The sequence below is a fragment of the Streptomyces vietnamensis genome (genome assembly GCF_000830005.1).
Taxonomy (GTDB): domain Bacteria; phylum Actinomycetota; class Actinomycetes; order Streptomycetales; family Streptomycetaceae; genus Streptomyces; species Streptomyces vietnamensis.
Map to the genome: position 1 here is coordinate 2,465,339 of NZ_CP010407.1, position 18,973 is coordinate 2,484,311.

The following is an 18,973-nucleotide window of genomic DNA, read 5'->3' on the forward strand; positions in this document are numbered from 1 at the left end:
AAGAAGTTGCCGAAAGGTTCAGCAACTGTTTTCAGCCGTGACCGTACGAGTGCCCCGGCGCCCGGTCAACCCTCCGGACACCCCGACGCAACTTGTTACGAAAGGACTTGCGGGAGCCGGCCGGGCGGCTGTGCGGTGGAACCGCGCACGACCAGCTCCGGCTGGAAGACGAACTCCGTGCGCTGCACCGGGTTCCCCTCGATCTCCTCCAGGAGCGCGCCGACGGCCGCCGTCGCCATGGCCTGCACGGGCTGGCGCACGGTGGAGAGCGGGGGGCTGGTGAAGGCGATGAGCGGGGAGTCGTCGAAGCCGACGACGGAGACGTCGCCGGGCACGTCGAGGCCGCGGGCGCGGACGGCCCGGATGACGCCGAGCGCCATCAGGTCGGAGCCGCAGACGATGCCCGTGCAGCCCTCGCGGAGCAGGATCTCGGCGGCCGCGTGCCCGCCCTCGACGCCGAAGAGCGTGGGCCTGATGAACCGTTCGGCCTCGGTGCGGTCGACGCCGAGGAGCTCGTACAGCTCGGCGGTGAAGCCCTCGGCCTTGCGGCGCGAGGGCACGTAGCGGGTGGGGCCGATGGCGAGGCCGATCCGCTCGTGGCCCAGCTCGACCAGGTGCCGGACGGCCATCCGGGCCGCGGCCCGGTCGTCCGGGGAGACGAAGTTGGCGTCGATGTGCTCGTTGTAGCCGTTGATGAGGACGTACGGGACGCCCCGGTCCGACAGCCTGGCGTAGCGGGCGGGGTCGGCGGTGGCGTCGGCGTGCAGCCCGGAGAGGAAGACGATGCCGGCCACCCCGCGCTCCACGAGCTGTTCGACGAGCTCGTCCTCGGTGGCGCCGCCGGGCATCTGGGTGCAGAGCACCGGGGTGTAGCCGTGCCCGGCGAGGACCTGTTCGACGACCTGCGCGAAGGCCGGGAAGATCGGGTTGGTCAGCTCGGGCACGACGAGCCCGACGAGGCCCGCGCTGCGGCGTTTGAGCCGTACGGGACGCTCGTAGCCGAGCACGTCGAGGGCCGCGAGCACCTTGTGCCGGGTCGCGCCGGCCACCCCCGCCTTGCCGTTGAGGACGCGGCTGACGGTGGCCTCGCTGACCCCGGACTGGGCCGCGATGTCCGCGAGCCGCGGGGCGCCGTTCCCGGCGCCCCGCGGCAGGGGGATCGTCACACCGCCCACCAGACGGTGGTGTCGGCGGGCAGCTCCACCGTCCCCTCCACGGCGGAGCCGTCCACCTCCTCGTTGGAGAGGAGATACCGGCCGGGCAGCGGGACGGTGATGGCCCGGCCGGTGGTGTTGGCGGTGCAGACGAAGCCGTCGCGGCGGAAGGAGAGCACACCCTCGGGTGCCTCCAGCCACTCGACGGCGTCGCCCGCACCGAGTTCGGGGCGCTCGCGCCGGACGGCGAGGGCGCTGCGGTAGAGCTCCAGGGTGGAGCCGGGGTCGCCGGTCTGCGCCTCGACGCTCAGGGCGCTCCAGGTCGCGGGCTGCGGCAGCCAGGAGCCGCCGTCGCCGAAGCCGTACGAGGAGCCCTCGACGGTCCACGGGATCGGCACGCGGCAGCCGTCGCGGAAGCCGTCCTGGCCGCTGGCCCGCCAGAACGACGGGTCCTGGCGGACCTCGTCGGGCAGGTCGGTGACGTCCGGGAGGCCGAGCTCCTCGCCCTGGTAGACGTACGCGGAGCCGGGCAGGGCCAGCATGAGGAGGGTCGCGGCGCGGGCGCGGCGCAGGCCGAGTTCGCGGTCGCCGGCCTCGCGGAGCTGGGTGCCGAGGCCCGCCGGGTTGGCGAAGCGGGTGGCGTGCCGGGTGACATCGTGGTTGGACAGCACCCAGGTGGTGGGGGCGCCGACCGGGCGCATCGCGTCGAGGGAGGCGTCGATGACGGCGCGGAGTTCGGCGGCGTCCCAGTGGGTGCCCAGGTACTGGAAGTTGAAGGCCTGGTGCATCTCGTCGGGGCGCACGTAGTTGGCGGTGCGGTCGACGGTGGGGGTCCAGGCCTCGGCGACGAGGATGCGCTCCCCGTCGTACTCGGCGAGGATCCGCCGCCAGGAGCGGTAGATCTCGTGGACGCCGTCCTGGTCGAAGAAGGGCATGACGTCGTTGCCGAGCAGCTTCAGCTGGTCGTGGGCGCCGATGTCCGGGAGGCCGGCGGCCTTGACGAGGCCGTGGGCGACGTCGACGCGGAAGCCGTCGACGCCCATGTCGAGCCAGAAGCGCAGGATGGAGCGGAACTCGTCGCGGACGGCGGGGTGTTCCCAGTTGAAGTCGGGCTGCTCAGGGGCGAAGAGGTGGAGGTACCAGTCGCCGGGGGTGCCGTCCGGGTTCTCCGTACGGGTCCAGGCGGGGCCGCCGAAGATGGACTCCCAGTCGTTGGGCGGGAGTTCGCCGTTCGCGCCCTGGCCGGGGCGGAAGTGGTAGCGCTCGCGGAGCACCGAGCCGGGGCCCTCGCGCAGGGCGCGCTGGAACCACTCGTGCTGGTCGGAGGAGTGGTTGGGGACCAGGTCGACGATGATGCGCAGGCCCAGTTCGTGGGCCTCGCGGATCAGGGCGTCGGCGTCGAGGAGCGAGCCGAACATGGGGTCGATGGCCCGGTAGTCGGCGACGTCGTAGCCGGCGTCGGCCTGCGGCGAGGCGTAGAACGGGGAGAGCCAGACGGCGTCGACGCCGAGCTCCTTGAGGTACGGCAGCCGGCTGCGGATGCCCTCCAGGTCGCCCATGCCGTCGCCGTTGCCGTCGGCGAAGGAGCGCGGGTAGACCTGGTAGATCACCGCGTCTCTCCACCAGCCCGTGTGCGTGCCGGTGGTCGGGGCGGCGGCGGGGGTGGCGAGGTGCTGGGTCATGTCTTCCTTGGGTCGTAAGGACATGGGGAGGGGTTCGGCCGGACGCAGCCGGGATCAGCCCTTGACGGCGCCGGCCGACATGCCGGTGACGAGGTGGCGCTGGGCGAAGAGGAACACCAGGGCGGCGGGGACGGCGATGAGCACGGAGGCCGCGGACATCGGGCCCCACTGGGCGCCGTACTGGTTGACGAACTTCTGGAGTCCGCCGGCGAGCGTGAGGTTCTCGTCGCCGACCATGAAGGCGGAGGCGTAGGCGACCTCGCCCCAGGCGGTGATGAAGGAGTAGAAGGCGGTGACGGCGATGCCCGGCTTGGCGAGCGGCAGGATGAGCCGCCAGAAGGTGCCGAAGGGGGTGAGGCCGTCGACGTAGCCGGACTCGTCGATCTCGCGCGGGATGGTGTCGAAGAAGCCCTTCATCATCCAGGCGCAGAACGGGACGGCGATGGTCAGGTACGTGATGACCAGGCCGGCCGGCTGGTTGAGCAGGCCCATCGACGCCATGATGTTGTAGATCGGCACGATCAGGACGGCGACCGGGAACATCTGGGTGACGAGCAGCGTCCACATCAGGCCGCGCTTGCCGGGGAACCGGAAGCGGCTGACGGCGTAGCCCGTGGTGGCGGAGATGAACACGCCGACGACGGTGGTGAGTCCCGCGACGAGCAGCGAGTTGCCGAACCAGGTGAGGAACGGGGTGTCGTTCAGCAGGTTCGTGTAGTTCTCGAACGTCGTCTCTTTGAAGAAGTCCGTGGTGGTGGCGAACTTCGCGGGCTTCAGCGAGGTCAGCAGCACCCACAGGACCGGGAAGACGGCGATCACGGACGCCACGATCAGCGTGACGTGCAGGCCGACCGAGGCGAGCGGGGAGCGACGCCCCCGGACCGGGGTGTTCAGGGCCTGGGGGGTGGGGGTCGTGGTGGTCACCAGACTTCTCCCTGCTTGCGGAGGACGCGCTGGTAGAACGCGGCGAAGACCATCAGGAGGACCAGGATGAGCACGCCCCACGTGGACGACTGGGCGAAGTCGCGCGGGCTGACCTCGAAGGAGAACTTGTAGGCCTGGGTGACGAGGATCTGGGTGGCCTCGCCGGGCCCGCCCCGGGTGAGCAGGAAGATCACCGGGAACATGTTGAAGGTCCAGATGGTGCTCAGCAGGATCACGGTGGTGCTGACGGACCGCAGCCCCGGCATGGTGATGTGCCGGAAGCGCTGCCAGGGGTTGGCGCCGTCCATCTCGGCGGCCTCGTACAGCTCGCCGGGGATGGACTGGAGTCCGCCGAGGAGGGCGACCATCATGAACGGCACGCCGAGCCAGACGTTGGTCGCGATGACCGAGAGCTTGGCCCAGGTGGGGTCGTTGAGCCACGGGACGGCGTCGATGCCGCCGCCCGCGAGGACCTTGTTGAGCAGGCCGTTGTCCTGGTTGTAGAGGAAGCGCCAGGCGAAGACGGAGACGAAGCCGGGCACGGCCCAGGGCAGGATCAGCAGCAGCCGGTAGGCGGAGCGGCCGGCGATCCTGCGGTTCAGGATGTTGGCGAGGCCGAGGCCGAGGGCGAAGGTCAGGGCCACGCAGGACACGGTCCAGACGATCGTCCAGCCGAGGGTCCCGAGGAACTGGCTGCCGGTGAGCGCGTCGGTGTAGTTGTCCAGACCGACGAACTCGTAGGTGGCCGGGATCTGGTTGACACCGATCGACCGCGCGACGTTCCGCTCGTTGGCGTCGGTCAGCGACAGGTAGATGCCGCGGACCAGCGGGTAGCCGATGATCACGGCGATCACCACGGTCACCGGGGCGACCATCGCCCAGGCGTACCAGTGGGTGGAGAGGGAGCGCTTCGCCGCGCCCCGCGACTTGCCAGTTCCGCGGCTCCGGCCGCGGGCGACGTGGTCGCCCGCGGCCTTCGCCACCGACTGGCCGGTGGTGTCCACGGCCATCAGCCGGCCTGCCTTCCTGTTACTTCCAGTCCTTCAGGAGCTTGCGGTAGCCGTCGCCGACCGTCTTGGCTCCCTTCTCCGGGGTGGTCTGGCCGGTCAGGACCTTGGTGTACTCGGTGACGAGCGGCGCGAAGAGGCTGCCGGTCTCCGGGATCCAGGGGCGCTCGACGGCCTTGTCGACGACCGGCTTGAAGAAGGCGATCTGCTCGTTCAGCGCGACGTCCGACTTGAGGTAGACCGACTCACGGGTGGGGAGGAGGCTGAGCTCCTTGGAGATCTTCGCCTGGGTCTCGGCCGAGGTCATGTACTCGGCGAAGGCGTAGGAGGCGTCGAGGTTCTTGGAGCCCGCGTAGACGGCGAGGTTGTGGCCGCCCTGCGGGGCGCCCTGGCCGGCCGAGCCGGCCGGGACCGGGGCGATGCCCAGGTTGGCCTTGTCGGCGAACTCCTTGCCGGCGTAGGTGTCGGCGACGGCCCACGGGCCGTTGATCATCATGGCGACCTTGCCTTCCTTGAAGGCGGTCTGCATGTTGTTCCAGCCGTCGGTCGCGTCCGTCTTGGCCGCGCCGGAGTCCACCAGGTCCTTGACGACCTTGAAGGCCTTCACGCCGGCCGGGCTGTCGATGGTGACCTTCTTGTTGGGGGCGTCGACCAGGTCGCCGCCCTCGCCGTACAGGAAGGAGAGGAACCAGTAGGCGTCGTCGCCGCGCAGGTACAGGCCGGTCTTGCCGGTCTTCTGCTTGATCTTGGCGGAGACGGCCTTGAGCTCGTCGACGGTCTTGGGGACCTGGACGCCGGCCTCCTTGAAGATCTTCTTGTTGTAGAAGATGCCCATGGAGTCGATGACCTGCGGGACGGCGTAGGTCTTGCCCTTGTACTTGGTGGAGGCCGCGGCCTGCTTGAGGAAGTCGTCCTGGTTCTTGAGGGCGGCGGTGCCGTCCAGCGGGGCGAGGTAGCCGAGGTCGGCGAACTCGGGGGTCCAGGCGACCTCGGAGCGGATGACGTCGGGCGCGCCGGAGCCGGACTGCGCGGCGTTCTTGAACTTGTTCTGCGCCTCACCGAAGGGCACGTTCACGTACTTGACGGTGACCTTGGGGTGCGCCTTGGTGAAGTCCTCGGCGACCTTCTTGAAGACCTTGTCCTCGGAGCCGACCGTGGAGGTGTCCCACCAGGTCACGGTGCCGGAGAGCTCGCCCGAGCCCTTCGAACCGCTGGAACCGCTGTCGCTGCCGCCGCACGCCGCCAGGGTCACGCCCAGGGCCGCGACCAGCGCGGTAGCCGCTATGCCACGCCGCATGTGAACTCCTTCGATGATCCCGGGGGTGACGAGGGGCTGGAACCTTCCTCATGCGACCGCTCCCTCGCGGCGCTCCGGGTTGCCAGGAACGTAACAGGGATGAAAACGCGCCGAAAGACCTTGCGAGAACTTTCTGCAAGACCCGGCGATCGTTACATTCGCGTGTCCCGAAGGTTGCCGAAGGATCGCTTGACAGGGGCGGTCGGCCCCTTTTCCCGCCCGAATGCCCCCGCAAGGCGCCCGCAAGGACTGCAAGAGCTTGCGCAAGGGACCTGCGGTGACGGTACGTGGGGTGGCAGTGGGCAATACGCCCCGTGACCGGTACAGTCCACGTTCATGACCGCGCGGCTCTCAGACATCGCAGCCCAGGCGGGGGTCAGTGAGGCCACAGTCAGCCGCGTGCTCAACGGCAAGCCGGGTGTGGCCGCCGCCACCCGCGAGTCCGTCCTTGCCGCGCTCGACGTGCTCGGCTACGAGCGGCCCGTACGGCTGCGCCAGCGCAGCGCGGGGCTCGTCGGCCTCATCACCCCCGAGCTGGACAACCCGATCTTCCCCGCCCTCGCCCAGGTCATCGGGCAGGCCCTGACCCGGCAGGGGTACACGCCGGTCCTCGCCACCCAGACCCCCGGCGGGTCCACCGAGGACGAGCTCACCGACATGCTGGTGGAGCGGGGCGTCGCCGGCATCATCTTCGTCTCCGGACTGCACGCCGACACCACCGCCGACATGACGCGCTACGACCAGCTGCGCGGCAAGGGCGTCCCGTACGTCCTCCTCAACGGCTTCTCCCCCAAGGTCCAGGCGCCGTTCGTCTCGCCCGACGACCGGGCGGCGATGCGCCTCGCCGTGACGCACCTGGCCGCGCTCGGCCACACCCGGATCGGCCTGGCCGTCGGCCCGAAGCGGTTCGTGCCGGTGCTGCGCAAGATAGAGGGCTTCCAGCAGGGCATGCAGGAGCGGCTCGGCCTGGCCCCCGAGGAGTCCGAGGCGCTGATCCAGCACTCCCTCTACACCCTGGAGGGCGGCCAGGCCGCGGCCGGGGCGCTGATCTCCCGCGGCTGCACGGCGGTCGTCTGCGCGAGCGACATGATGGCGCTCGGCGCGATCCGGGCGGCCCGGCAGCAGGGTCTCGACGTCCCCCGGGACGTCTCGGTCGTCGGCTTCGACGACTCTCCGCTCATAGCGTTCACCGATCCGCCGCTGACCACGATCCGGCAGCCGGTGCAGGCGATGGGGCAGGCCGCGGTCCGCGCGCTCCTGGAGGAGGTCGGGGGCACCCCCGCCCCGCACTCCGAGTTCGTCTTCATGCCTGAGCTGGTCGTTCGCGGTTCGACCGCATCGGCTCCGGCGTCCTCCCGCACTCCTTCCTGAGGTGGAGCGGGTGCACCCGGCACCCGACCGAGGGATGATCGGTCGGGGGAACGGGATCTGGCAGACTCTCTCGCTATGGGTGAAACGACCGTGAAGAGCTTGGACAGCCGGACGACCCCGTCGTCACCCATCGTGGCCGACGAGGGCCGGTTCGCGCGGCTGCGCGCGCACACGCCCCGGCGCCCGACGATCTGGTTCGAGATCGTGCTCATCGCGGTGAGCTACTGGGTGTACTCGCTCACGCGCAACGCGGTGCCGGAGCAGAAGGCCGAGGCGCTCAGGAACGCCGACTGGATCTGGAAGACCGAGCAGTCCCTCGGCCTCGCCTTCGAGCACGCCGTCAACCATGCCGTGAACTCGGTGACGTGGCTGATCGTCTCGATGAACTACTACTACGCCACGCTGCACTTCATCGTGACCATCGGTGTGCTCGTGTGGCTGTACCGATGGCATCCGGGCCGTTACGCGGCGTTCCGCACGGTCCTGTTCGCCACCACCGCCGTGGCCCTGGTCGGTTACTACCTGTACCCGCTCGCGCCGCCCCGGCTCATGGACGGCCAGAACTTCGTCGACACCGTGCTGGTCCACCACACCTGGGGCTCGATGGCCTCGGGCAACCTCAAGCACGTGTCGAACCAGTACGCGGCGATGCCGTCGATGCACATCGGCTGGTCGCTCTGGTGCGGAGTGACCATCTTCCTGCTCGCCCGGGCGCCCTGGGCGAAGATCCTCGGCCTGCTCTACCCGGCGGCGACCCTCGTCGTCATCGTCTCCACCGCCAACCACTTCTGGATGGACGCGGTCGGCGGCATGCTCTGCCTCTCCTTCGGCTTCGCCGTCTCCTACTTCTGGTACGGCTCCCGCCCGCACCGGCTGCCGAAGCTGGTGGAGCCGGCGGCGTCGACCCCGCAGCGGAGCGGTCCGCCCCCGGCGGACGCGGGGACGGACCGTGAGAAGGAAACGGCCGAGGAGCCGGTCGGCTCCGGCAAGTGACCCGGCCTCCGGTCAGCTCCTGTACGTGATCCGGCCGCCCGGCCGTCCCGGTACGTGATCCGGCCGCCCGTCAGTCCCGGTACGTGATCCGGCCGCCCGTCAGTCCCGGTACGTGATCCGGCCGCCCGCGACCGTCAGCCGGACCGGGGTCTCCGCCGTCTCGTCCGCCGGGGCCTCCACCGGGTCCACGGCGAAGGCGGCGAGGTCGGCCCGGAAGCCCGGGGCGATCCGGCCCGCGACCGTCTCCTCCCCCGCGGCGACCGCCGCGTGCGTGGTCATCCCCTCCAGGGCCATCAGGCCGGTGAGCCCGTGGTGGGCCGAGGCCGCGCCGCGCGGGGCCTGCGCGGTGGCGAGGACCTGCCGGGCGTCGTAGTGGGCGATGGGCCAGTCGGAGCCGAGCGCGAGGTGCGCGCCCGCGTCCCGCAGGTCGCGGCAGCGCCAGGCGCGGGCGGCCCGCTCCTCGCCGAGCCGCTTGGACCACTCGTCGGTGTGGTCGGCGCGGGTGTACGCGGTGTGCGGGGGCTGCATGGAGGCGACGACGCCGAGTGCGGCGAAGCGGCCGAGCTGGTCGTCGGGAACGGTCTCGATGTGCTCGATGCGGTGGCGGGGACCGCCCGTACCGAGGGATTCCACGGTGTCGAGGACGTGTCGTACCGCCGCGTCGCCGATGGCGTGGGTGGCGGTGCCGACGCCGGCCCGGTGGAGCCGGCGTACGGCGGCGGAGTACGCGGCCGGGTCGGGCCAGAAGGCGTCGGTGCCCTGGCCGTGGCAGTCGGCGTGCTCCAGCCAGGCGGTGCCGCCCTCGACGGTGCCGTCCATGAAGAACTTCACGCCGCCGATCGCCCACAGGCGTCCGGCCCGCTCCTGGAGCCGTACGAAGGCGTCGAGCTCCTCGGCGGTGGCGCCGGGCATGCACCAGGGGGCGAGGCGGAGCCGGACCGGCAGGTCGCCGTCCTCCTCGATGCCGGCGAGCAGGCCGGGGACGTCGTGTCCGCCGAGGTCCATGACGTGGGCGGCGGTGAGGCCGGTGGCGGCCATGCCGGAGAGCAGCTCGACGAGCCGGTCGCGGCGCTCGGCGTACGGCTGGGTGGGCAGGGCCGGGGTCATCAGGTCCATGGCGGCGTGCTCGACGAGGTGCCCGGTGGGGCGGCCGTCGGCGTCGCAGACGATCTCGGAGTGCTGGGCGAAGGCACGGGGGCCTTCGATGCCGGCGGCCTTGAGGGCGGTGGCGCTGACGAGGACGGAGTGTCCGTCGTAGAGGCGCAGGTGGGCGGGGGCGCCGCCGAGGACGTCCTCGATGAGGTCGTGGTGGACGGGGCGGCCGCCGAAGACGTTGTGGTCGAGGCCGAAGCCGAGGATCCAGCCGTCGCGGCGTTCGGCGTTCCGGAGGGCGGCGCGGAGTCCTTCGAGGTCGGTGACGGCCGAGAGGTCGGTGCCGGTGAACATCTCCAGGCCCCAGACGGGGTGGCTGTGGGAGTCGGTGAGGCCGGGGGTGAGGGTGGCGCCGCCGAGGTCGACGGTCTCGGTGCCGGGTCCGGTCCAGGTGCGGGCCTCGGCGTCGCTGCCGAGGGCGGTGATCAGTCCGCCATGGACGGCGACGGCGGTGTGGCCGGTGAGCTCGGGGTCGCGGACGCGGGCGTTGACGAGGACGAGGTCGGGTGCGGACACGAGGGGTCTCCAGGGTCGGACGGTTCGGCGGCGAAGCGGGCGTAGGTCTCGGGGCGGGTGCGGCGGAGCCGGTGGGCGAGGAGGAGCCCGAGGAGGAAGACGGCGGGGGCGAGGGAGACGAGCACCGTGTTGACGGTGGTCGAGGCCCCGGTGAAGAGGTCGACGTGGGCGGTGACCAGGCCGATCGCCCCGGCGAGCAGGACGAACGCGGCGACGGGGGCGACGACCGTGCGGAGCGCGCCCTCCCGGTGGTCGATCTTCCGGAAGAAGCAGGGCACGGCGAGCGCGGCGAGCAGCTGGAGGAGCATCAGGCCGATCATCCCGGGCGTGTTCACCCAGAGCAGGAGCTGCTGGTACGGGTCGGCCCCGGCGAACGCGAAGGCGAGGACCACGAGGGCGCCGAGCGCGGTCTGGGCGGCTCCGGCGAGGTACGGGGAGCGGTGGCGGGGGTGGATCCGGCCGAGGGCCTTCGGCAGCACGCCCTCCTCGGAGAGGGAGAGGGCGTAGCGGTTGATGGCGTTGTGGAAGGCGAGGAGGGAGGCGAGGATGCTCGTGATGATGAGCAGGTGCATCAGGTCGGCGGCCCAGGCTCCGACGTACGTGGTGATGGCGGCGAAGAAGAGGCCGCCGGGGTCGTCGGCGGCGGCCTGGACGACCTTGTCCTCGCCGAAGGCCTGGATGACGGTCCAGACGACGAAGGCGTAGAAGAGGCCGAGGAAGGCGACCGCGATGTAGGTGGCGCGGGGGATGGTGCGCTCGGGGTTCTTCGCCTCGCGCCGGTAGATGACGGTGGACTCGAAGCCGGTGAAGGCGGCGAAGGCGAAGGCCAGGACGGCGGCGGTGCCGCCGGTGAGGACGTGCGCGGGGGCGAGGCCCGCGAGGGAGAGGCCGTGGGCCCCGCCGTCGAGGAGGACGCCGCCGGCGAGGAGGACGAGGATGCCGGTCTCGGCGACGAGGAGGACGCCGAGGACCTTGGCGCCGAAGTCGATGGAGCGGTAGCCGCCGTACCAGATGAGCAGGAGCCCGGCGAGGGAGATGGGCAGCCACGGTATGTGGTGGCCGAGGGCGGCGGCGGTGTCGGAGGTGGCGGAGCCGAGGAGTCCGTAGACGCCGATCTCCATGCCGTTGTAGCCGAGCATGGCGACGAGGGCGGCGGCGATGCCGACGGGTTTGCCGAGGCCGCGGGTGATGTACGCGTAGAAGGCGCCGGCGCTGCGGACGTGGCGGCTCATGGTGGTGAAGCCGACGGCGAAGACGGCGAGGGTGAGGCCGGCGAGGAGGTAGCCGACGGGGGCACCGATGCCGCCGAGCAGGATGGCGACGGGGGCGACGCCGGCCATGACGGTGAGCGGGGCGGCGGCGGAGACGACGAAGAAGGAGATGTCGGCGGTGGTGAGGGTGCCGGTTCTCAGTCCTGGGGGCTCGTCGGAGGTGGGTGAGGACATGGCGGGGGAAGCCTTTCCGCGACAGGAAACCTAAAGGCTTTCGGTTTGCGCAATGTAGCCTCGCGTTCATCGATTCGGGAAGACCCGACGGGCATCTGAACAGGGAGTGACGACTCATGGGCCGGCCGCGCAGACCCCTCCTCGACCGGGAGCGGATCACCACCACGGCGCTCGAGATCGTCGACGAGCTGGGCGAGTTCAGCGTCCCGCAGATCGCGAAGCGCCTCGGGGTGCAGACGGCCTCCGTCTACCACCACGTGGATGGCCGGGACGGCATCGTCGAGCTGCTGCGCGAGCGGGTGGCCGCCGCCATCGACGACGCGGCCTTCGACCAGGAGCCCTGGGACGCCGCCATGGCCGCCTGGGCCCGCTCCTACCGGGCCGCCTTCGCCGCCCACCCGCGCGCGATCCCGCTGCTCACCACCTCACCGGTGCGCGCGCCGCAGGTCCTCGGCCAGTACGAGCGGGCCGTCGGCCGCCTGCTCGACGCGGGCTTCGCCCTGCCGGACGTCATGCCGGTGATCATCGCCCTGGAGAACATCGTCCTCGGCTCGGCCCTCGACATGGCCGCCCCCGAGGCGATGTGGGAGCTGGCCGACGAGACGGCCACCCCCCGGCTGGCCCGCGCCCTCGGCGCGGCCACGGAGGGCCGCACCGACCAGGCCTTCGAGCTGGCCCTCACCGGCTATCTGAGCCATGTCCGGGGGCTGTTGGAATCGGGTCAGCTGTAGGACTGGAGCTCGATCAAGTACCCCTCGGGGTCGCGGAGATGGGCGGTCCGCAGGCCGGGCCCCCACTCCGGGCGGTCGACCGCGCCGAGCATGGGAACCCCGCCGGCCTCCAGGCAGCGGGCGAGGGCCTCGTCCACGTCGGTCACCCGCAGCACGAGCATCGCGGCGTCCTGGGCCGGCGCGGGCCGGGCCGGCAGGTCCCCGGTGCCGAGGACGGAGGCCATCGCGGCGCGGTCGAACAGCACCAGGACGGCCCGGCCGCCCACCTCCCAGTTGGCGTACGGCCCCTCCGGCCCGCCCTTGTCGAGGTCCGCGCCGGTCAGCGGCGGCAGGACGGATGCGTAGAACCGGAAGCAGTCGGCGAAGCGGGTGACGAGCAGGCGGGGGTACGGGACGTCCACGGCGGGCTCCTCGAAAAATAGTAGGTCCGCACCCACTATAGGAGCGGACCTTAGACTTCGGTCATGCCTTCCGCGCGATCCACCCCGCCCGCCCTGCTCGGCCTCAGCACCTATCTGCTCTCCAGGATCGGCAAGACGGCCCGGGGCAGACTGGCGGACCGGCTGGCCGAACGCGGCCTGCGCCTCTGGGACATGGCGGTCCTCGCCGCCCTCTCCGACTTCGGGCCGCACGCCCAGCGCGACCTCGCCGTCCGGCTCGGCGTCGACCCCAGCGACATGGCCAAGGTGGTCGAGCAGCTGGCCGGCGGCGGATACGTCGAGCGGGCCCGCGACCCCGAGGACCGAAGGCGGGTCTCCGTCACCCTCGCCCCCGCCGGCCGTGACCTCCTCGCGGAGCTCGACGCCGAGGCGCGAGCCGTCCAGGACACGCTGCTCGCACCCCTGAGCCCGGAGGAACGGGACCTGCTCCAGGGCCTGTTGCTCCGCGTGCACGAGGGGCTCTAGGGCCTGCCCGGCCCTGCTCCACCGGACAGGCCCTAGGCCCCGTAGAAGAGCTCCTCCACCACCGCGCGGGCACGGCGGGTGATCCGGCGGTAGTCGTCGACCATCTCGCCGACGTGACCCGGCTCGTACCCCAAGTACCGTGCCACCGCCGCGAGTTCACGCGGGTCCGAGGGGAAGGTGTCGCCGGGGCGGCCGCGGACCAGCATCACCGCGTTGCGCACGCGGGTGGCGAGCACCCAGGCCTCGTCGAGGGTCTGGGCCTCCTCCGTCGGGATCAGGCCCGCCGCGTGGGCGGCGGCCAGGGCCTCGCGGGTACGGGTCGTCCGCAGGCCCGGTTCGGCCCAGCCGTGCCGCATCTGGAGCAGCTGGACCGTCCACTCGACGTCGCTGAGACCGCCGCGCCCGAGCTTGGCGTGGAGCGTCGGGTCGGCGCCGCGCGGCAGCCGCTCGGACTCCATCCGGGCCTTGAGGCGGCGGATCTCGCGGACCGCGTCCTCGCCGAGCCCCTCGGCCGGGTAGCGCAGCGGGTCGACGAGTTCGATGAAGCGGTCCGCCAGCTCCTGGTCCCCCGCCATCGGTGCGGCGCGCAGCAGCGCCTGGCTCTCCCAGACGAGCGACCAGCGGCGGTAGTAGGCCTCGTACGACTTCAGGCTGCGCACCAGGGGGCCGCTCTTGCCCTCCGGACGCAGGTCCGCGTCGATCAGCAACGGCGGGTCGGCGGTGGGCAGTTGGAGCAGCCGACGCATCTCGGCGACCACCCGGTTCGCGGCCTTCGCGGCCTCCTGCTCGTCGACGCCCTCGCGCGGCTCGTGCACGAACAGCACGTCGGCGTCGGAGCCGTACCCCAGCTCGTGGCCGCCGAAGCGGCCCATGCCGATGACCGCGAACCGGGTCGGCAGCTCCTCGCCCCACTCGGCGCGCACGGCGGCCCGCAGGGCGCCGGCGATCGTCACCGCGTTGAGGTCGGTGACGGCCTCCCCCACCCGGTCGACGAGCGCGCCCGGGTCCGGCTCGCGGGGGTTGTCCTCGGTGCCGTACGAGCGGATCAGGTCGGCGGCGGCGGTACGGAACAGCTCCCTGCGGCGCACCCCGCGGGCCGCCGCGACCGCGTGCTCGGCGTCGTCCGCGCGGCCCACCGCCGCGAGGACCTCCTGCTCCAGATGGTCCCGGCCGCGCGGCTTGAGCCCTTCCGGGTCGCCGAGGAGGGCGACGGCCTCGGGGGCGCGGAGCAGCAGGTCGGGGGCGAGGCGCCCGGCGGAGAGGACGCGCGCGAGGTTCTCGGCGGCGGCGCCCTCGTCGCGGAGCAGCCGCAGGTACCAGGGGGTCTTGCCGAGGGCGTCGGAGACCTTGCGGAAGCCGAGGAGTCCGGCGTCCGGGTCGGCCGAGTCGGCGAACCAGCCGAGGAGGACGGGGAGCAGGGTCCGCTGGATCGCGGCCTTGCGGGTGACGCCGGAGGCCAGCGCCTCCAGGTGGCGCAGGGCGGCGGCGGGGTCCGCGTACCCGAGGGCTTCGAGGCGCTGCCCGGCGGCCCTCGGGCTGAGCCGGATCTCGCCGGGGGCGAGCTGGGCGACGGCGTCGAGCAGCGGCCGGTAGAAGAGCTTCTCGTGCAGCCGGCGGACGACGGCGGCGTGCCGCTTCCACTCCCTGTTGAGCTCGGCGACCGGGTCGGTGCGCAGGCCCAGGGAGCGGCCGAGGCGGCGCAGGTCGGCCTCGTCCTCGGGGACGAGGTGGGTGCGGCGCAGCCGGTAGAGCTGGATGCGGTGCTCCATGGCGCGCAGGAAGCGGTAGGCCTCGTCGAGCTGGGAGGCGTCGGCGCGGCCGACGTAGCCGCCGGCGGCGAGGGCGGCGAGCGCGTCGAGGGTGGTGCCGCTGTGCAGGGTGGCGTCGCTGCGGCCGTGGACCAGCTGGAGCAGCTGGACGGCGAACTCCACGTCCCTGAGGCCGCCGGGGCCGAGCTTGAGCTCGCGCTCGACCTGGGCGGCCGGGATGTTGGCGACGACGCGGCGGCGCATCTGCTGCACGTCGGGGACGAAGTTCTCGCGTTCGGCGGCCTGCCAGACGAGCGGGGAGACGGCGTCGATGTACTGGGCGCCGAGCTCCAGGTCGCCGGCGACCGCGCGCGCCTTCAGGAGGGCCTGGAACTCCCAGGTCTTCGCCCACCGCTGGTAGTAGGCGAGGTGGGAGGAGAGGGTGCGGACGAGGGGGCCGTTGCGGCCCTCGGGGCGCAGATTGGCGTCGACCGGCCAGATGGTGCCCTCGACGGTGGTCTCCGAGCAGATCCGCATCAGGTGCGAGGCGAGCCGGGTCGCGGCCTGGATGGCCTTGCCCTCGTCGGCGCCCTCCGAGGGCTCCCCGACGAAGATCACGTCGACGTCGGAGACGTAGTTCAGCTCGTGGCCGCCGCACTTGCCCATCGCGATCACCGCGAGCCGGCACATGGCGGCGTCGGCGGGCTCGGCCGAACGGGCGATGGCGAGCGCGGCCCGCAGGGTCGCCGTCGCCAGGTCGGCGAGCTCCGCGGCGGCCTGGGCGACGTCGGTGGTGCCGCACACGTCACGGGCCGCTATGGCGAGGAGGCAGCGGCGGTAGGCGACCCGCAGCGACACCGCGTCGGTGGCCTCGGCGAGCCCCTGCTCGAACTCGGCGACCCCCGGGTGCAGATCGGCCGCCTCGTACGTGACGAGGGACTCCCAGTCGCGGGGATGCCGGGCCAGGTGGTCGGCGAGCGCCTCGGAGGCGCCGAGCACCCCGAGGAGCCGGTCCCGGAACGGCTTCGCGGAGAGCAGCGTGGTGGTGAGGGTCTGCCGCTCGGTCTCGGGCTGCGCCTCGACGAGCCGGACCAGGCCGCGCAGGGCGAGGTCGGGGTCGGCGGTGGCGCCGAGGGCGTCGAGGAGGACGGGGTCGTCGCGCAGCGCGGACAGTTCGGGCACGTCGAGGAGCCGCTCGGCGCCCGAGGGGTCGGTGAACCCGTGCCGCAGCAGACGTGAGAACGTACTGCTCCTGCGTCCCGGCACCGTCATTCCGCCGCTCCCTCCGAGCAGGTCCGACCCCAGGAACGAACCTTGGGCATCGAGCCTATCCGCAGCCGGGGGTGCGGGCGTCCAGGGCGGCCGGTCGCGGCGGACCGCGGCGGATGACACGTGACGTCTCACACAGTGGTCGCTTTTTGGGGGCGATGAACCGTATTCCTTGAAAGTTCGTCTTGCTTTCCGCAAGAGCACCCCGCCCGTCCGACCTCATGTGAAAGCACGCCACCGAGACATGCCCCGCCGCCTCCGCCGCCCCGCCCTCCCGTCCCGCCGCAGGACCGCCGCGACGGTGGTGGCGGCCGCCCTCCTCGGCGGCACCTTCGTCGGGCTCCTCTCGGTGAGCGCGACCTCGCACGCACCTTCGGCGCAGGCGGGTCCTCCGGAGACGCACCCGCCGGTGAAGGTCCTGCCGGCCGAGGCGCACGGGAAGGGCGAGACGCGCGGGAAGGCCGGGGCGCACGGGAAGGGTCTGCAGCCCGGGAAGGGCCCCGGCTCCGCGGTCTCCGTGGTGCAGATCGTGGCCCACCCGGACGACGACCTGTTCTTCATGAACCCGGACGTCTCCCAGTCCCTGCACTCCGGCAGCCCCCTCACCGGCATCTACCTCACCGCCGGCGAGTCCGACGGGGTCAACTCGCGCCCCCACGACCGCCACCTGGTCGCCCCTGACAAGGCGGGCTACGCCGAGGCCCGGCAGAACGGCATACGCGCCGCGTACGCCGAGATGGCGACGGGCAGCCGGACCAGCGTCTGGGACCGGGAGGCGATACCGACGGCCGGCGGCGGGTGGGCCGAACTGGACACCCTGCGTGCCCAGCCGCAGATCAAGCTGGTGTGGCTGCAGATACGCGAGGCCGGTGCCACCAACGGCAACCGGCCGCACAGTCTCCACGGCCTCTGGGACGGCCGGATCACCACCCTGGAGTCCCAGCGCTCCTCCGGCACCCCGGTCCCCACCGACTTCGCCTACACGAAGGAGCAGGTCGTCGCCACGGTGACCGGGCTCCTGGAGCGGTTCCGGCCGACCTTCGTCCGGATGCAGGACCCGAGCCCCGGCACGTACCCGAAGAGCGGGAAGTTCCGGGACCACCAGGACCACCTGTACGGGGCGCGCTTCGTCCAGACCGCGCTCGCCCGGTACGAGCAGCTGCCCGGGCACCCGCACGTCGGCGTGCAGAACTACCTCGGCTACCCGACCACCGTCCTGCCGCACACCCTCGACGCGGCGGCGGCCGAGGCGAAGCTGAACACCCTCAAGACGTACTCCTGGCTGAACGGCGTCCACGACTGCGAGGCCGACGCGGGCTGCGGCGACCTGAAGGTGTCCGTGCGGCCCACCGGGCGGGGCTGGACGAAGACCGTCCGGTACGCCCGGGGCACCTCCACCTCCTGGGTCCAGCGCGACCCCGACGGCGGGCTGCACGCCTTCTCCGTCCTCGACGGGCGCCTCGCGACCTGGCGGAAGCCGGCCGACGCCGTGACCTGGCAGGGCCCGGAGCTGCTGCCCGGCGGCGGCCTCGACAGCGGCATCACCTCCGTGACGCTGCCCGACGGGCGCATAGCCGTCTTCGGCACCCGCACGATCCTCGGCGCGGCCGCGGCCGACTACCGGCGCGAGGTGGTCACCACCGTCCAGTCGGCGCCCGGCGGCGCCTTCGGCCCCTGGACCTCGCTCGGCACTCCCGAACGGAACGACGCCTCCGGCACCTCGGACATCAGCGCGCCCGCCGTGACCGTGGCCCCCGACGGCCGGGCCACCCTGGTCCTGCGCGACAGCCTCCACCAGTTGGCCGCCCGCGAGCAGCGGGCCGACGGCGGCTGGGGTCCGTGGCGGTCCCTGGGCGGCACGGAGGTGTACGGCGACCCGGTGGCGGCGACGGACGCGAACGGCCGCGGATACGTCTTCATCAGCACCCCGAGCACCGTCCTCGCCTGGGCCGAGCAGACCCCCGGCGGGCCGCTGACGGGGCCGGCGCCGACCGGGCTGCCGCCGACGACCCTCGCGCTGAGCGCGAGCGCCGCGCCGGACGGGAACGGCGTACGGCTCTGGTTCCGCAAGCCGTCCTCCGGCGACCTGCGGAGCGCCGACTTCTCCGGTACGCGCCCGGTCTCGCCGTTCACGGAACTGCCCGGCACCGGCGTCGCGGGCTTCGGCCCGGTGAGCGGCGGCGACGACCTGCTCGCGGTCCGGTCCCGCACCGGCTTCCTGGCGACGGCCTCCCACGGCCGGGCGGGGGTGCGGCCGGTGTGGACCCTGGAGAAGTTCCTGTTCTCCGGCGCGCCGGACGCCGGTACGGACGGGGTGGCGGCGATCGGCCTGGACGGCCACCTGCACTGGACCCCGGCCAGCCACTGACCCTTGCGGGCCCGCGCCCGTCGTTGTGGGCAATCGTTCCGCTGGGGCGGAACGGGTGGGCACAACGGACCCGCGCCCTGCCGGCGCCCGAGGCTTCCGCGCCCGAACCCGCACGTGCGGTGCGACGCGCTGGTGGTGCGGGTCCAGGCTCGGGACGCGGAGGCGCCGCTGAAGGGCGCCGTCCCGTGTGCCCACCCGTCCCGCCCCAGCGGGACGATTGCCCACACGGGCGCGGGGCGACGCCCAGCCAGGCGCGGGACCGCACGGCGGCGGGGCACCGGTCCGTCGGGCGCGGGCCGCACGAGGCGCGGGGCGGAGGCCCAGCCGGGCGCGGGGCGAAGGCCCAGCCGGGCGCGGGCCCCGCACGGCCGGCACGGACCGCGCGGGCGGCCGCCGGAGCCGCGCAGGTCC

The 18,973-nt window shown here is 72.5% G+C and carries 14 protein-coding genes; 5 read left to right on the plus strand and 9 right to left on the minus strand.

The features are described from left to right. Window positions 1–95: 95 nt before the first annotated feature. Genes SVTN_RS10845 through SVTN_RS10865 form a run of 5 tightly spaced genes read right to left on the minus strand, consistent with a single transcriptional unit; the run spans window position 96 to window position 6,064 of the window. Window positions 96–1,175 (minus strand): LacI family DNA-binding transcriptional regulator, encoded by a 1,080-nt coding sequence (locus SVTN_RS10845; RefSeq protein ID WP_041128903.1) that lies wholly within the window; start codon window positions 1,173–1,175, stop codon window positions 96–98. Further along, window positions 1,163–2,836 (minus strand): glycoside hydrolase family 13 protein, encoded by a 1,674-nt coding sequence (locus tag SVTN_RS10850; RefSeq protein WP_041128904.1) that lies wholly within the window; start codon window positions 2,834–2,836, stop codon window positions 1,163–1,165. Before SVTN_RS10850 ends, SVTN_RS10845 begins: the two co-directional genes overlap by 13 nt. Before the next feature lie 54 nt (window positions 2,837–2,890). After that, window positions 2,891–3,763, minus strand: coding sequence for a sugar ABC transporter permease (locus tag SVTN_RS10855; RefSeq protein ID WP_041133771.1), 873 nt, complete (start codon window positions 3,761–3,763; stop codon window positions 2,891–2,893). Next, entirely contained in the window at window positions 3,757–4,770 is a 1,014-nt protein-coding gene (locus tag SVTN_RS10860) for a carbohydrate ABC transporter permease (protein WP_041128905.1), read from the minus strand. Before SVTN_RS10860 ends, SVTN_RS10855 begins: the two co-directional genes overlap by 7 nt. A gap of 19 nt (window positions 4,771–4,789) precedes the next feature. Next, window positions 4,790–6,064, minus strand: coding sequence for an extracellular solute-binding protein (locus SVTN_RS10865; protein WP_041128906.1), 1,275 nt, complete (start codon window positions 6,062–6,064; stop codon window positions 4,790–4,792). A 336-nt stretch (window positions 6,065–6,400) separates the two neighbouring features. Here SVTN_RS10865 and SVTN_RS10870 point away from each other — a divergent pair, with 336 nt between their 5' ends. Together SVTN_RS10870 and SVTN_RS10875 are read left to right on the plus strand one after the other, a co-directional pair. Beyond that, window positions 6,401–7,435: a LacI family DNA-binding transcriptional regulator gene (locus tag SVTN_RS10870; RefSeq protein WP_041128907.1), complete on the plus strand. Its 1,035-nt coding sequence runs from the start codon at window positions 6,401–6,403 to the stop codon at window positions 7,433–7,435. Window positions 7,436–7,510: 75 nt separating this feature from the next. Continuing rightward, on the plus strand, window positions 7,511–8,428 hold the full coding sequence (locus SVTN_RS10875) for a phosphatase PAP2 family protein (RefSeq protein ID WP_041128908.1): 918 nt from the start codon (window positions 7,511–7,513) through the stop codon (window positions 8,426–8,428). A 99-nt stretch (window positions 8,429–8,527) separates the two neighbouring features. On the opposite strand, the gene SVTN_RS10880 is transcribed toward SVTN_RS10875, so the two are convergent. After that, on the minus strand, window positions 8,528–10,096 hold the full coding sequence (locus SVTN_RS10880) for an amidohydrolase (RefSeq protein WP_041128909.1): 1,569 nt from the start codon (window positions 10,094–10,096) through the stop codon (window positions 8,528–8,530). Beyond that, window positions 10,006–11,541, minus strand: coding sequence for an APC family permease (locus tag SVTN_RS10885; RefSeq protein ID WP_052499047.1), 1,536 nt, complete (start codon window positions 11,539–11,541; stop codon window positions 10,006–10,008). The genes SVTN_RS10880 and SVTN_RS10885 overlap by 91 nt, the downstream gene beginning before the upstream one ends. Window positions 11,542–11,657: 116 nt before the next feature. Between SVTN_RS10885 and SVTN_RS10890 the strand changes: the two genes are divergently transcribed. Further along, entirely contained in the window at window positions 11,658–12,272 is a 615-nt protein-coding gene (locus tag SVTN_RS10890) for a TetR/AcrR family transcriptional regulator (RefSeq protein ID WP_041128910.1), read from the plus strand. Here the strand turns inward: SVTN_RS10890 and SVTN_RS10895 are convergent. After that, on the minus strand, window positions 12,263–12,673 hold the full coding sequence (locus SVTN_RS10895; protein WP_041128911.1) for a VOC family protein: 411 nt from the start codon (window positions 12,671–12,673) through the stop codon (window positions 12,263–12,265). The two genes, SVTN_RS10890 and SVTN_RS10895, sit on opposite strands and share 10 nt — an antisense overlap. A gap of 63 nt (window positions 12,674–12,736) precedes the next feature. Between SVTN_RS10895 and SVTN_RS10900 the strand changes: the two genes are divergently transcribed. Further along, window positions 12,737–13,177: a MarR family winged helix-turn-helix transcriptional regulator gene (locus tag SVTN_RS10900; protein WP_041128912.1), complete on the plus strand. Its 441-nt coding sequence runs from the start codon at window positions 12,737–12,739 to the stop codon at window positions 13,175–13,177. Window positions 13,178–13,209: 32 nt separating this feature from the next. Here SVTN_RS10900 and SVTN_RS10905 read toward each other — a convergent pair whose 3' ends face one another. After that, window positions 13,210–16,197, minus strand: a complete 2,988-nt coding sequence (locus tag SVTN_RS10905) for a bifunctional [glutamine synthetase] adenylyltransferase/[glutamine synthetase]-adenylyl-L-tyrosine phosphorylase (protein WP_041128913.1) — start codon at window positions 16,195–16,197, stop codon at window positions 13,210–13,212. Between the two features lie 241 nt (window positions 16,198–16,438). Between SVTN_RS10905 and SVTN_RS10910 the strand changes: the two genes are divergently transcribed. Then, window positions 16,439–18,562, plus strand: a complete 2,124-nt coding sequence (locus SVTN_RS10910; protein WP_041128914.1) for a PIG-L family deacetylase — start codon at window positions 16,439–16,441, stop codon at window positions 18,560–18,562. The last annotated feature ends 411 nt before the right edge of the window (window positions 18,563–18,973 follow it).

Bases quoted from the DNA above. Each gene is read 5' to 3' on its own strand.
- SVTN_RS10900 (WP_041128912.1), top strand. From the start codon at position 12,737: ATGCCTTCCGCGCGATCCACCCCGCCCGCCCTGCTCGGCCTCAGCACC.
- SVTN_RS10870 (WP_041128907.1), top strand. From the start codon at position 6,401: ATGACCGCGCGGCTCTCAGACATCGCAGCCCAGGCGGGGGTCAGTGAG.
- SVTN_RS10865 (WP_041128906.1), bottom strand. From the start codon at position 6,064: ATGCGGCGTGGCATAGCGGCTACCGCGCTGGTCGCGGCCCTGGGCGTG.
- SVTN_RS10885 (WP_052499047.1), bottom strand. From the start codon at position 11,541: ATGTCCTCACCCACCTCCGACGAGCCCCCAGGACTGAGAACCGGCACC.
- SVTN_RS10905 (WP_041128913.1), bottom strand. From the start codon at position 16,197: ATGACGGTGCCGGGACGCAGGAGCAGTACGTTCTCACGTCTGCTGCGG.
- SVTN_RS10875 (WP_041128908.1), top strand. From the start codon at position 7,511: ATGGGTGAAACGACCGTGAAGAGCTTGGACAGCCGGACGACCCCGTCG.
- SVTN_RS10860 (WP_041128905.1), bottom strand. From the start codon at position 4,770: ATGGCCGTGGACACCACCGGCCAGTCGGTGGCGAAGGCCGCGGGCGAC.
- SVTN_RS10910 (WP_041128914.1), top strand. From the start codon at position 16,439: ATGCCCCGCCGCCTCCGCCGCCCCGCCCTCCCGTCCCGCCGCAGGACC.
- SVTN_RS10850 (WP_041128904.1), bottom strand. From the start codon at position 2,836: ATGACCCAGCACCTCGCCACCCCCGCCGCCGCCCCGACCACCGGCACG.
- SVTN_RS10890 (WP_041128910.1), top strand. From the start codon at position 11,658: ATGGGCCGGCCGCGCAGACCCCTCCTCGACCGGGAGCGGATCACCACC.